This is a genomic window from Chryseobacterium paludis (assembly GCF_025403485.1).
GTDB classification, from domain to species: Bacteria; Bacteroidota; Bacteroidia; order Flavobacteriales; family Weeksellaceae; genus Chryseobacterium; species Chryseobacterium paludis.
In genome coordinates, this window is sequence record NZ_CP099966.1 from 332578 (window position 1) to 346946 (window position 14369).

The window sequence follows — 14369 nt, forward strand, 5'->3', positions numbered from 1 at the left end:
TCTTTCCGGAATTTGAAATAGGAATTGTATAAGTGAAACTTTCTAAATATGTAAATTGCATCAACCATACTCATGTAAAATTCATATGAATAAAAATATTTTAAGCCTTCCGTACTTTAAATGGGTTTTTATCATTTCGCTTATTGTAAATTATGGGTGCTCTAAAACGCCTAAAAAGCAAACTTTAAATGAAAGTAAAAGAAATTTAAATCCTGCTTTAAAGCCTCAAAAAGAGAATCCCATAATTGATATTAAAAAAGAACCTGCTGATTTTTTACCAAATGGGTACGTGATCTTTGAAAAATCCTATGGTGATTTAAATAAAGACGGAGTAGATGATTGTATTCTCATCATCAAAAAGACGGATCAAAGTAAAATTATTACAGATGAATACCGCGGAAAACTGGATCGCAACCGTAGGGGTATTATTATTCTCTTTAAGAAAAATGAAGGCTATGAATTGGCTTCAAAAAATTATGATTGTTTTTCATCGGAAAATGAAGATGGCGGAGTGTATTATGCTCCTGAACTATCTGTCTCTGCTGAAAAAGGAAATCTATATATTCATTATGCCCATGGACGATACGGATATTGGAGCTATACATTCAGATATAAAAATCCAGATTTTGAATTAATAGGCTACGATGAAAGCTCAAATACAGGTCCTGTAATTAACAGTGAAACCAGTATTAATTTTTTAACGGGAAAAAAACTTATTAAGGTCAATGTAAATGAAGGCGCTGAAAGTGGTGAAGAAAAATTTGAAAATACCTGGTCAAAACTTAAGTCATTAAAGAATTTTAATCTTTCAGAAATTAAAGATTTTGATGAGCTTGATTTCTCGGAATATTAGCAGATATTTATTTATTGTCAGATTTTACTACTCATTTCCTGAACTTCTTCTGCAGAAAAGCCATAGATCTGAGGTGTTTTTACATCAAGTAAATTAAGATAAATATAAAGTTCTCCTCTATGATGGATCTCATGTTCTGTCATGGCACGAAGCCATTTCCATATGGTGATCTCATTATTTGCCGGAGTTAAACATTTTCGGTTGAGATCCTCATCAGAAAGGCTGCTAATAATTTCGATGGTTTGCCTGTGCATTTCATTAAAGTAGCTGATAATATTGTCATAGCCATCTGCCAATTCTTTTCCGCAACCCTGATAAGCACTTTTTCTTCCCAAAATAGTTTCCCCATACATAGACCTTTCAATAGCCGCAATATGCCTGATCTGATCACCGACGGTAAACTTTCCGGGTTTATATGAGAAATCCAGATGTTCAGGTCTGATAACCTCAATTAATCGATTGGTTCTTGCCCTAACTTTTTCATAATAATCAATAAATGATTGTGCGGATCTTATTTCCATTGTATTAATTTTTGTTTTATAGCACACGAAAAGAAATTATAATTGAGCCGAAAACTTTTTGTGAATATAAGAAAATATACTTTCTGTTAAGGCTAACAACTCTTGTAAGCGATCTGGAATATATTAAAATGATCATTTAACTAATTTTTTTTGCGCAGCTGGCGGTTGCACTATTTAATTATAAATAATTTTTTTTAAAATTTTAATTGCAACATTGTTGCGGTTTGTGTTTTTTTTTATTATTATTGCAATTGAATTGCATTAATTTAAATTGATCTTACTGAAATGAAGAAATAAATCATTGATTAGTAAGAAATGCAGAATACTAAACAAATAAAGTTGTAGGACTGTGTTTGTATTTTCAGATAGCCTTTAATTTAAAAAACATACTTAACATTTTATCAATTATGAAAAAACAATTACTAGTAATTGGCGTTCTGTTCGCTGTTTTGGTCAGTGCCCAAGCCAATGATGATCTAAAAAGAGCATTTGAAAAACAAAACATACAGAACAACGAGAAGTTTGATTCTTATGCTGCAAAACACTACGGCTCGGCTAAGGCACCTGAGGTTCAAAAAGAAATTGAAGAGCAAAGAAGCAACTTAGCGGGTTTCCTACCGAATGGTAAGCCTTATTTCTATAAGAATCAGGATATAAGACAAGTACAGAATTCCAATGCTGATGCTTTAAATACGGTGGGCGGCGTAACTGGATTGACCAATGCTTATAAAGGAGAAAATATTAAGTTCACTATTTTTGATGGCGGAAGAGTATATGCCGGACATCCTGCATTTGATAATGCAGTTGGCAGAATTTCCAATAAAGAAGCAGCGACTCAAATTTATAGTGAACACTCAACAGGTGTCGCTGGTTTTATAGGAAGTAGGGCTTTAAATATCCAAGGAAATCTGAATGGAGTACCAGTTACAGGTAATATTCAGGGAGTTGCTGTGAATTCAACGATAGATTCTTATCGGTTTGCCCAAACGATCTTACCGGGAAATACCACAGCAAGTAATGTATTTCAGAAGATATTGGCAGCACAGCCAAAAATTTCTAATCATTCATATGGGATCAATGCAGGCTGGGATATAAAAACTGCAGATGACGGCAGTTATTTCTGGTTATGGAATGGTGCTTTTGACAGTCCGGGTACTTCTTATGATACACAGGGAACTTACTTATCAAATGATCAGAATTATGATCAGATTGTATATAATAATCCTTCCTACATTATTATAAAATCTGCAGGAAACTATTTCGGAGACGGTCCTGATCGCCCGGGAACAACTACGTTTCCCAGATATTATGAAGATAATAATGGAAATTTAGTTCAATTTGCTTCTACAGATACTCTGCCAGCAACAAATTGTGCTCAGGGTTTTGATTGTATAGGGCAGGGCTCATTAGCGAAAAATATAATTGTTGTGGGTGCTACAGATGTGATCTCAACTAATAATTTCAAATATTCAGCAGCAGCTGATGTTGTACATTCTGATTACAGCAGTGCCGGACCAAGGGATGATGGTGGGATAAAACCAGATATTGCAACGACCGGGACTAATGTGTTTTCCGCTTCTACTGCAGAGAATACAACAGGTAGTGTAAAGTATGATTATGGCAGTGGAACCTCATATTCAGCACCGGTTGTAACGGGAGTTATTGGTTTGTGGACACAGATTTATAAAGATCTTTTTTCTAATCAACTGTTAAATGCTGCCAGTGCCAAAACATTAATGGTTCATTCGGCTTCTGAAGCAGGAAACGTTGGCCCTGATCCATGGTTTGGATGGGGTTATATCAATGCCAGAAAAGGAGCTGAATTATTGGTCGGAAAAGCTAATAACACTGTTATTTTTAATAATGAAACATTAAATAATGGTGTTGCCAATACTAAAATTATTAAAGCATCAGGATCGGAACCTCTTAAAGTGACTATCTCATGGATCGATCCCGCATATAACGTTCCAGCTAACTTAACCTGGGGACAGGTCTACAATAATAGAAGCTCCAGATTGGTCAATGATTTGGATTTAAGAATTATAGATACCACTACCAATACGGTACACACTCCCTGGAAACTTAATGCAAACAGTCCAATGACTCCGGCTACTAAAGGAGATAATACAGTAGATAATGTAGAGCAAGTAGTGATTGATGCTCCGGTTGCAGGCAGAAATTACAGAGTGGAAATTACCAATAAAGGCAATTTAGTTAATAATGCCGGCGCTGGTGCTCCTCAGGATTATTCTATTATAGCCACCGGTTTTAGTCAGGAAGTTCTTGCAACCAGTGAGAAAGGAAAAGAGGAAAGCAATATTGTAATTGCCCCTACGATTACCAAAGATATCGTTAAAGTATTGAAAGCCCCGAGAAATTCAACGTTCAATATTTATGATCTTTCCGGGAAGAAGATACAAAGTGGAATAATTAATAATGATGAAGTAAGTGTAGATCTGTCTTCAAGTGTAAGAGGTATTTATATCATTGAAGTAAAAACAAATAAAGAAACAATCTCTAAAAAGATTATTAAAGAATAAACCGTAATTCTCTATTCTACTATTTTTTATGTGTGCAAAGACATTATTATGCTAAATAATAGTTTTAATTCTATGAAGTAGCTATTAGATGACCTTGCTTATTTACGATAACCTGCAGTATTATGTTGCAGGTTATTTATTTGGTATTTATATGTAATACATTTGTTGTTAGTATTGTCTTATTACAAACTACCCAGAATGAAAACTTACTTTTTGCTTATTATTTCTATGCTTTCACCCTTCTTTTATGGTCAGAGCACGACAGCAGCTGTTGATGCTATTATTAAAAGAGAAATGACTGAGCGAAAAATTCCGGGATTACAGATCGCCGTTGTGCAAAACGGAAAAATTATTTTAAAAAAATCGTATGGTACAGCGTATGTACAGGATCATATTCCTGTTACAGATACAACCATTTTTCCTATTAACTCGTGTACAAAAGTGTTTACAGCTACAGCTATTATGCAGTTGATGGAGGAAGGGAAAGTAGATTTATCAGCTCCTGTTTCGAAATATCTGGATGACCTTCCAGAAACATGGAAAAAAGTGACAGTTGAGCAAATGATGACTCATATTTCGGGATTTCCCGATTTGCTAAGACTGTTTGATCCCAATACAGGTAACGCATCGAAAACTGAAAAAGAAATATGGGAGGAGCTAAAGACGGTTCCTATGATTTTTAAAACAGGAGACCAGTTCAGTTATAACCAAACGAATTATTATTTGTTAGGGAAGATCATTGAAAAATTTAGTGGAGAACCTTTTGATCAGTTTTTTAAAAATCGACAGTTTCAACAGGTTGGTATGACTAATACTTTATTTGGAGATTCAAGAGATGTTATTCCTCATTTTGCACCCACTTACCGGTATAGAAGCCTAAACGGAACCCAGGGAAAATGGGTGAATGATTACTTTATATTTCCGGATTTCAGCAGAACAGGTTCGGGAGTCAACAGTACCGCTGAAGATATGGCAAAATGGATTATTGCTTTGGAAAGTGGTAAACTCCTGAAAACCCCTGAAGCATTAAACAGAATGTGGTCACCTATAAAAATGAATGATGGAAGCCCCACAGCCTGGGCTCCAGGATGGGGTATCGCGAAATTCCGGACCAAACACAAAGCAGTAGGGATGTCAGGAGGTAGTAGGTCTGCATTTCTGGTTTATCCTGATGATCATTTAGCGGTCATTGTTCTTACTAATCTGGGAGGAAGTTCTCCTGAAGATTTTCTTGAAGAGCTTGCAGCCGTTTATAATCCAGACATTATAAAAGCCGATCCCGTTACTTTTCTCAGAATGAATTTAAAAAAGATTGGTTTTGATAAAGCCATAGAATTAGTTGATTCCGAAAAGAAAAGAAATCCTGATTTTAAGCCACAGGAATTTGAGCTTAATGAATGGGGCTACAGAATGATGTCAAGAAATGAGCTCAAAAATGCATCTGAAATTTTTAAGTTAAATGTCTACCTATTTCCGAAAAGCTGGAATGCTTATGACAGCTATGGAGAAGTATTACTAAAGTTAGGGAATAAAGATCAGGCAGTTAAAATGTATCAAAGATCAATGGATCTGAATCCTGACAATGAAAATGGGAAAAATGTTCTGAAGAAGTTAAGTGAAGAAAGATCTAAATCTATTTCTAAATAATAATTTTAAAGAAACTCTAAGAATAAAAATTAGGCATCATTTCCATAAGAACCAGTAATGATATTAGCTTTTTAGAGGATTCGTAATTCGGATTTAGCTGTTCCCTTATTTCATTTAAAGCCTTACTTAAATTGTTACTGACCGTTTTATTACTTAAATTAAGTGCTTCTGCGGTTTCAACAACAGACATATTCTTTCGGATACGTAAGTCGTATACCTTCTGCTCAGTCGGGGTAAGTTGAGAAATTACTTCGTCTATCATTGTAAAGAGTTCGGCAATATCATTATCTTCAAGTATCTCTGCATACTCAGAATCGGTTATTTCAGATAAAAAATCTTCTGACTCATCCACATATACTTCCTGTATTTTTTTAATACTTGCGTAATAATCAAGAATACGGTAGTGTATAAAACGGAATAAATAACCTTTAGCACTTTCATCTTCATCGGTCTGTACGAATTCAGGATTTTCAAGAATTCTGATCCATAGGTTTTGCAATAGCTCTTCCGTAGCTTCTCTATCCTTCGTACGCATAAAGATCATCGTATAGAAACTATCCCAATATCGTTCATACAATATCACAAAAGCAGGGCGGTCGCCTGATTTTATTTTCTTTAATAAAATATCGTCTGTAGGTTTCATAATTTCTAGTACAAATTTACCTAAACTAATATTAATGTTTTATGAATTATCCAGCCTGTAAGGTTAAATATTTCTGAAAAAAAATCACGTTTTCCACCTTTAATGTGTAGGATTGTTCATAAATGTATTGTTTTTGTTGAAAAAATAACGCCAATGTTAATGATATATTAAATGGCGTTTGGGAAGTTTTTCTTTTTGCCCAGTATTATAAGTGAGGGTATTTACGAAACTAATACAACAGAAAAACTAATACAACAAAATTATAAAGTGAAGAAATTGAACTACAGCAAGGCCGAGGCATTTGTTTTTAAATTATGGGGCAGGGAAGTATCCGGCGATAAGATCTCAGAGAAAGAATCAGAAGTCTTGGAATTGTGGAAGAATGAAACTATAAAAGATCTGGATAAAAAACATGTTCAGGAATCCAAAATAAGAGTACTCTCAGGTTTGGAATCCTACTTTGCAAGTCCGGTGAGAAACAATGTGTTTTATCTGAGAAAGAAATTTTATAGTGCTGCTGCTGTATTTCTTATCCTATTTGGTCTTACGGGTTTCTTTACTTATCAATTTTTCATTAAACCTGATGTATATGTCGCTGTAGATGCTAACCGTACTATAAAACTGGAAGACGGATCTACAGTAATGCTTTTGCCTGGTGCAAAACTTACCGTTGAAAAATCTTTTCCAGCTAAAACAAGGATAGTGGATTTACAAGGGGATGCCATATTTAAAGTAGCTAAATCCAAAATCCATCCATTTATAGTTCGTGCAGATGGTTTCAGTACAAGAGTAATGGGTACGGTATTCAAGGTAATGCAGAGAGGAGGACAAAAAACAGTGGAATTGTATGAAGGTAAAGTTGCTGTTTCTTCACCAGGAACTGCTGTTTCTTACCTTACCCCTAATCAGAGATGGACAAACTTTGGAGCTCCACATACGGCCGCGGTAATTACTGAGAAAACTGATATAAAATCTGGAAAAAAGACTTCAGTATTACTGACGCTGACCTTCAATGATGTCACGTTCAGGAGTATCATGGAGGTTTTATATAAAAACTATGGAATCAGTATCAAATACCCGGAAGAAATAGCTGAAAAGAAAATTACAGCAGATCTTACAGGAAGCAGCTGGGATGAAAATGTAGAAGCACTCGCATTTATAACGGGGCTTGAGGTACATAAAGAAAATAATACCACTTATATATTAAAAAAATAGTAACAGGATTATTAGATGGAGTTTACGAACAGAATTATGAGTCAGTCAGTAATAAAAAGTGGTGTTAAAAATATGAGAAACTTGAAATGCAGTCTTACAGTAGCGGTGATCTTCTTTGCCACAACAATAGACGCGCAGGAGCTAACAATGAAAGTGTCTTTTTCTGCTGCGGCAGGAAGACCTTTGATCAGCACATTAGAAGAATTAGCAGATAAAGCAAGGATGCGTTTGGTCTACTCAAAATCAGATATAAAAGATCTTAAAGTGGGAGAGGTAAAGTGTGATAACATTCCTGTAACCGACTGTCTGAAGAATATTACAGATAATCTTCCGGTAGCGGTGCGCCAAAGAGGAGAACTGATCTCAATACGATATCAGGGATCTAATAGGTCTGTGTCTTCTGTACAAGGAAATGGAAAACTTACCGGAAAGATCGTAGATGAAGTGGGAAATCCAGTTGTAGATGCAGAGGTAAATGTAGCAGGTAAAGCAACAGTAACAGATAACAACGGAGATTTTAATTTCAGTATTCCTTCAGGGATTTATACACTGACCGTTAAAGCATCTGGTTACAGCTCTTTAAGAGTGGAGAAATTAAAGATAGGTAATGAGGAAACGAATATGGTTTCTTTCGCCATGAAACATATTTCTTCAGATAAAGAAACCAGTATTAAAGAAGTCGTGATTACCGGAACACGTAAAGCAGATACCCAGGCAGGGCTTTTGGCACAGCAAAAGAAGGCTGCCCAAATGAGTGATGGAATTTCGGCTGAACAAATTTCCAAAACACCGGATAGCGATGTTGGGGGAACCCTAAAAAGAGTAACAGGGATTACCACGATAGATAATAAATATGTGGTCGTTCGATCAATGGGAGAGCGATGGAATACCGCTGCAATGGACGGGATTAATCTACCAAGTACAGAAGCTTATAATCAGAACTTTTCTTTTGATATTATCCCTACTGCAATGGTAGAAAGCGTTGTAGTAAGTAAAACAGCAACGCCGGATATGAATGCCAGTTTTGCCGGTGGATATGTGGAAGTAAGGACGAAAGATATTCCGAATGAAAATTTTACGACAGTGAATGTAGGTTCTTCTTACAATGATGTCACGACATTTAAAGAATTCATTTCCAAAAAACGGGGGAAATACGATTACTGGGGTTATGATGACGGAACAAGAGATTTTCCTAAAGGCTTAGTAGCAACTGACTGGAATAACCCTTTATTTTTTGAACAGTCCAAGCAGTTTACCAATGATAATTTTACGAATTACGCTACCAAAGCTAATCTGAACTCTAATATGCAGATTGCTTTAGGGAGAAACTTTAAACTGAAAAATAATAATAAATGGGGTTTTGCTGCTGCCATTACAACAAGAAACGAACAGAATAAACTTGATATTGATCACACTGGAAGAGGAGGGTGGATGGATAATGCTACTCCGGTTAACAACTGGCAAGAGCTGGGAGTTGCTCCGGTACGTTTTGCAAATTTTAAAAATAAAGGAGCTTCTTACACTTATAACTCTACGATTGGAGGAATGCTGAACTTCGGTCTACAGCTTGGAAAAAACAGAATCTCCTTCCGTAACTCTTATACCCATATTTATGATCAGACCCTGACAAGAATTACAGGATGGAATGAATATGTGGGTGGAAATGGAGATGCAACAGATTCTTACAACTATTTTTATTATGGTTTAAATCCTAATAATACAGATCCGAAACTTCTGGATAAGCCAATTACGGAAACAACTGACTATCCAGTTTATCAGACTTTGTTGCAGAACAAGCTGGAAGGTAATCATAAAATAGGAAATAAAGAAATCAGCTGGTTTGCAGCAAGAACTGGTGTGACTTCCGATACAAAAGACTATACCCAGTATCGCACAAACTATAATTTCATAGGAAATGAGATTTTGAGTTACAATCAGATTTACAATTCTCAGGATAATTTTGCAAGAGGTTATATTGCCAATAAAGAAACAGATTACAATTATGGTGCTGCATTAAAATGGAGTATGGATTCTGAAAATTTTAAAAATGATGTTAAAATAGGGTATGCCGGAGCTATAAAGAATAATACAAATCAGCAGCAAAAATTTTTCCTGAGAGTAGATGAAAACCGTGATGTTCCGAACAGTGAAAAAAACAGTCTGATCATGTATGGATCTCTTGCTGGTTGGTTTGATGGTTCACATTATAATCCAGGTGGTATTGGATGGCAGACGAAAGCACTTTATAAAAATGATAAATATGAAGGGAAAGTTACGCAACATGCACCTTTCATTATGTTCGATAACCGTTGGAATAAACTGAGACTGGTTTGGGGAATGCGAGCTGAGTATTTCAAATATGATCTTATTTCCCAGCAACAGGATCCTAACGACCCTAAAAGTGTTATAAAAGAGCCTATTAAAGAAAAAGCATGGCAATGGATGCCATCAGCAAACTTCACCTACAGCCCTTTAAACAGTATGAATGTAAGACTGGCTTATAACAGATCTGTCATCCGTCCCCAGTTTAATGAAAGAACAGGACTACCTTATTTTGATCCGATTGCAAACGGTCTTATCTATAATACAGAAATGACATCATCGGTAATCAATAATTATGACTTCAAGTTTGAATGGTTCCCTGGATTAGGAGAGATTATTTCTGCAGGACTTTATTATAAAGATATTGACAGGCCAATAGAACGGGAAGGATATATTTCTGCAGAAGGAAACCTGTTTCTTTATAATGGAAATTCTAAAAATGCCAAATTAAAAGGATTTGAGGTGGAAGTAAGAAAGAGCCTTGGCTTTATCAGAGAAAATACTTTCCTGAAAGACCTTTTTATCAGTGGAAACTTTACATATAATGATACTAAGGTAGTTGCTTTTAAAGACCGATATAAAACGCAGGACACAGATGCAACCTATGAGGTAAGCCGTCCGTTGTATGGGCAGACTCCTTATGCTTACAACCTGGGATTATTATACAACGGAGATCGTCTGGGACTGAGCTTTTTATACAATGCAAAAGGGGATCAGTATATTACTGTGGGGTACGCTTATATTGGAGAAGAGATACAACGGCCTTATGCAGTAGCGGATGCTCAGATTTCATATAAACTTTTAAAAGATAAGAATCTGGAGTTCAAATTTAATGTAAGAAACCTATTCAACAGAGTAAGGGAATACTACAATAATTTCAATTCATATTCAGTGTCTAAGGGTGGTGGAAGCTCTTTTGATACACAAAGAGAATCATTGGGACTTTTACCCGGAGCTACAGATAAATATGATAAAGATATTGATAGAATATTGTTCAGGGCTTACAATGGAAGAACATTTGGGTTATCTGTAAGCTATAGCTTTTAGATAAGAGAAAATAGAAAATTTAGCTTTTGGCAAAAGCATTATAATATAAGATCTTATAAATGGTAAATGTTACAGGTTTCCGTATCCTGAGATCTGAGCGAATAAAAACTGATGATGCGCACTTCAGTAAACATTCAGACGAAAATGGGAAATTACTGTATCCCCGGACAGTAATTAAATCTAAGGGGAGCTTTATATAACTGCACCTCAGCTATGTAAGGTTCTAAAAACAAAGTGTAACCAAATCGCGGAGATATTTAAAGGTGAGTATCCCGTAAAACAGGAATCATCCGGACCAAAAAAATAATAACCGGATCCATATTTCTAAATTTTACAACAATGAGAAAATTAACTTTAATCGCTGTAACAGCTTTATCCCTAACAGCTTGTCGTGAGAATGATTCTATGTCAGATTCTTCTAAATTTGAAATGCAATCTGCTTCTGCAGAGTACATCACAGCTTCTGCACTTCCTGTTACGGCAGTAAGTGGTGCGATTACTACTAATACTACTTGGAGTGGTGTTGTTGAAATCGATGGTATTGTAACTGTTAAAGATGGAGCAACTTTGACTATCCAGCCAGGTACTTTCATCAAAGCAAAACCTAATACTACAAATACACCAACAGGAGTTTTGGTTATTGCTAAAACGGGTAAGATAAACGCTACTGGAACTGCTTCTCAGCCTATTATTTTTACAAGTTATAAACTTTTGGATGGAAAAGAAGCAACTAAAGCTTCTCCAGGTGATTTCGGTGGAGTTATTATGTTAGGTGATGCCCCTACCAATAAACCAACAACTACTGTTATTGAAGGATTATCAGGTGTTGATTACCAATATGGTGGAACAACAGCAGGTCATAACGGAGGAACTCTTAAATATGTACGTATTGAATTTGGAGGATTTGACCTTTTTGCTCCTAACTCAGGAAATGAGATCAACGGATTAACTTTAGGTGGAGTTGGTAATGGTACTACATTAGACCACATCCAGGTTTCTTATGGTAAAGATGATTCATTCGAATTCTTCGGAGGTACAGTAAATGCATCTAACCTGGTATCTTTTGCTCCGGATGATGACAACTTCGATTTCGATTTCGGATATTCAGGAACTATTACTTGTGCATTAGCATTAGCTGATTACAACTCTACACATAGCCAAAGTGGTGGTGTTTCTGATACAAACGGTATCGAATTGGATAACGACGGGACAGGTTCTTCAGCTTCTCCTTTTACAAATCCAACGGTTAAAAATCTTACTATCGTAGGTGCTAAGAGTCCATTAAATGGAGCATTGTATGAAAATGCTATCCACGTAAGAAGAAACGGTAAATTAACTTTAGATAACGTTGCGGTTACAGGTTATCCTGTAGGAGTATTGTTAGAAACTGTAGGTGGAGCAGCTGTGAATCTTGCAGATCTTAACTTTACATCAGTACAGGCACACGGATATACTTTCGCTACAGCTTCTAAAATAGGATCTACTACTGCAGCGCTTACTATTCCTGGAGTTACTACTTCTACAACTAACCCTGCTAACGCTTGGGGAATGACTCAGCCATTCTTTAACGACGCTCCGGCATGGAATGTTACTCCTAGAAATTGTGGAGATTTCAAAGGAACATGGACAAAATATAATTTTTCAATTGTACAATAATTGATCAATATGGGGTGGCAGAACCTGCCATCCCATTTTTTATTTCATCTTTAAAATTTGTAATATGAAAAAAATAATTTTATTATCTGTTTTGGTTTTATCAAAATTAGTGTCAGCACAATATCCGGTGTGGACCAATTCTTTTAATTCCACAAGTGATATGCAAGGCTGGTCTTTTCACGATTTGAATGGAAATGGAAATGGATGGATCCAAGGACCAAATATTTACTATAACGGTACATCGTTAGCTTATGGTTCAGCAGGTTCTCTTCGTTATTCAATAAGTAACGTTCCTTCAGGATTTGTAACGGGATTTGCTACAGAAAATGACTGGGCTATTTCTCCTGCAATCGATCTTACTGCAGCTTCAGGAACTATTACCTTAGCAGCTTATATTGGTAGACAGCAGACCGCACATGATTTGGTTAGCAGATATCTGTATATTTATGAAAGTACAGCTCAAAAACCGGTACCAGAATTGTCAGATTTTCAGGCATTGGCAGTAGATGCTGGCGGAAATCAATTAGGAAGTCCTTATTATATAAGTGCAGGAGGAAGTAATCCTTTTCCTGCTGATTTAACTCAGTTTGTAGAAAGTCTTGTAGACCTTTCAGCATTTGCCGGGAAAAAGATCTATATTGGATTATGGTCAAACAGATTGACAGATGATGATACTAACGTTCAAAATATCAACATCAACGAAATGGCAATCTATTCATCATTTCTAAATACACAGGATGTAAAAAAAGTAAAAAATACAACTTCAATTATGCAGAATCCTGTAACAACATCATTGATGTTAAAACTTAATCCTGCATTAAAAGAAAATGCTGTTACGGTAAATATCATCAATATGGCCGGACAATCAGTTCTTACAACTCAATACAATAGAGAGATTAATGTTGCAGGTTTATCTTCAGGAAATTATATTGCTGTAGTATCAGATGGAATCCTTTCTGAGAAAGTGAAGTTTATCAAAAAATAGTTTTTTAGATGCAGGTGTACTCCTTGTTTCAATTTTTTATAGATGTAAAATAATAACCATGTCAGCAACTATCATTATAGGATTTATAGTACAACCTGCTTAATATACAATTTATAAGTATTGCCCTCAGTCTGGCTTTGGGCAATATTTCTAAATTTAGTTTTATATAATAATATCATTAAAAATGAAAAAAATAATCGCCCTTGCTATTCTTACAGGTTTGTTATCATGCACCGATGAGGTGATGCAGCCTTATGATAAATCGCAGAGACCTGCAGAAATTAATATCAAGGGATTTTCAAAACCGGATGTAATACAGCTAAGGCTTAATGGTAAGCCAATAAGCATTAATGGAAATACATCTTATACCAATAATATAGAAACCAAGCTAAGCTTTGTCGTAGATGAAGGAGAAACGGATCATATCGAAATCTATAACAATGAAAACGGAAAGCGCATAGCCAACTATAATATCAACTTTAATAATACAGATCAATATAAGAACTTAAATTTCTTTAACCTTCCGGGAATTTATCTTCAGACCTATGCTGTGAAACCTCAGGTAAATCTTGGAAAAGTAGGTTTTGAACTGCTCTTTCATAATCTGGGAGAATATTCACACTCTTCATTAGAAGGAGTAAAAGGAGTATTAAAGAAAGAGAATGGTGATGTATTGGCAGAGTTTGAAAATATTGAAAAAAATAATTTCTCACCATTGAAGATGTATAGCTTTTTCAGTGTTACAGCTCCCGTTTATTTAGAGTTGTATAAACCAGGAACAACTGATCCTTATTTTGGATCACAACTGATTAAGGTGAAAATAAAACAAGATATCGGAGCCAATATGATCGTACTGCAGGAGAAGCTGGAAAATGGAGTTGTTGTGGTGGTTGGTGATATCGATATCGTAGACTATTTATAAAAAATTCCATTAGATAAC

10 protein-coding genes are annotated in these 14369 nt (G+C 35.5%); 8 read left to right on the forward strand and 2 right to left on the reverse strand.

What is annotated here, in order from left to right; all coding sequences use genetic code 11:
* Positions 1-85 precede the first annotated feature (85 nt).
* Positions 86-853, forward strand: a complete 768-nt coding sequence (locus tag NG806_RS01390; protein WP_261511656.1) for a hypothetical protein — start codon at positions 86-88, stop codon at positions 851-853.
* Positions 854-870: 17 nt separating this feature from the next.
* Here NG806_RS01390 and NG806_RS01395 read toward each other — a convergent pair whose 3' ends face one another.
* Positions 871-1374 carry a DinB family protein gene (locus NG806_RS01395; RefSeq protein ID WP_261511657.1) on the reverse strand — a complete coding sequence of 168 codons (504 nt, stop codon included), beginning with the start codon at positions 1372-1374 and terminating at the stop codon, positions 871-873.
* Positions 1375-1781: 407 nt separating this feature from the next.
* Here NG806_RS01395 and NG806_RS01400 point away from each other — a divergent pair, with 407 nt between their 5' ends.
* Both NG806_RS01400 and NG806_RS01405 read left to right on the forward strand, forming a co-directional pair.
* Positions 1782-3914, forward strand: coding sequence for a S8 family peptidase (locus tag NG806_RS01400; RefSeq protein WP_261511658.1), 2133 nt, complete (start codon positions 1782-1784; stop codon positions 3912-3914).
* Positions 3915-4112: 198 nt separating this feature from the next.
* Positions 4113-5561: a beta-lactamase family protein gene (locus NG806_RS01405; protein ID WP_261511659.1), complete on the forward strand. Its 1449-nt coding sequence runs from the start codon at positions 4113-4115 to the stop codon at positions 5559-5561.
* Positions 5562-5577: 16 nt separating this feature from the next.
* Here NG806_RS01405 and NG806_RS01410 read toward each other — a convergent pair whose 3' ends face one another.
* Positions 5578-6204 (reverse strand): RNA polymerase sigma factor, encoded by a 627-nt coding sequence (locus NG806_RS01410; RefSeq protein ID WP_261511660.1) that lies wholly within the window; start codon positions 6202-6204, stop codon positions 5578-5580.
* 267 nt (positions 6205-6471) lie between these two features.
* On the opposite strand from NG806_RS01410, the gene NG806_RS01415 reads away from it, so the two are divergent.
* The 5 genes from NG806_RS01415 (at position 6472) to NG806_RS01435 (ending at position 14351) form a co-directional block, all read left to right on the forward strand.
* On the forward strand, positions 6472-7419 hold the full coding sequence (locus tag NG806_RS01415) for a FecR family protein (protein WP_261511661.1): 948 nt from the start codon (positions 6472-6474) through the stop codon (positions 7417-7419).
* 72 nt (positions 7420-7491) lie between these two features.
* A complete protein-coding gene (locus NG806_RS01420; protein WP_261511662.1) occupies positions 7492-10788 on the forward strand; it encodes a TonB-dependent receptor in 3297 nt (1098 codons plus the stop codon).
* A gap of 339 nt (positions 10789-11127) precedes the next feature.
* On the forward strand, positions 11128-12444 hold the full coding sequence (locus NG806_RS01425; protein WP_214834177.1) for a hypothetical protein: 1317 nt from the start codon (positions 11128-11130) through the stop codon (positions 12442-12444).
* 64 nt (positions 12445-12508) lie between these two features.
* On the forward strand, positions 12509-13429 hold the full coding sequence (locus NG806_RS01430) for a T9SS-dependent choice-of-anchor J family protein (RefSeq protein WP_261511663.1): 921 nt from the start codon (positions 12509-12511) through the stop codon (positions 13427-13429).
* A gap of 184 nt (positions 13430-13613) precedes the next feature.
* A complete protein-coding gene (locus NG806_RS01435; RefSeq protein ID WP_214834183.1) occupies positions 13614-14351 on the forward strand; it encodes a hypothetical protein in 738 nt (245 codons plus the stop codon).
* Positions 14352-14369: the final 18 nt, after the last annotated feature.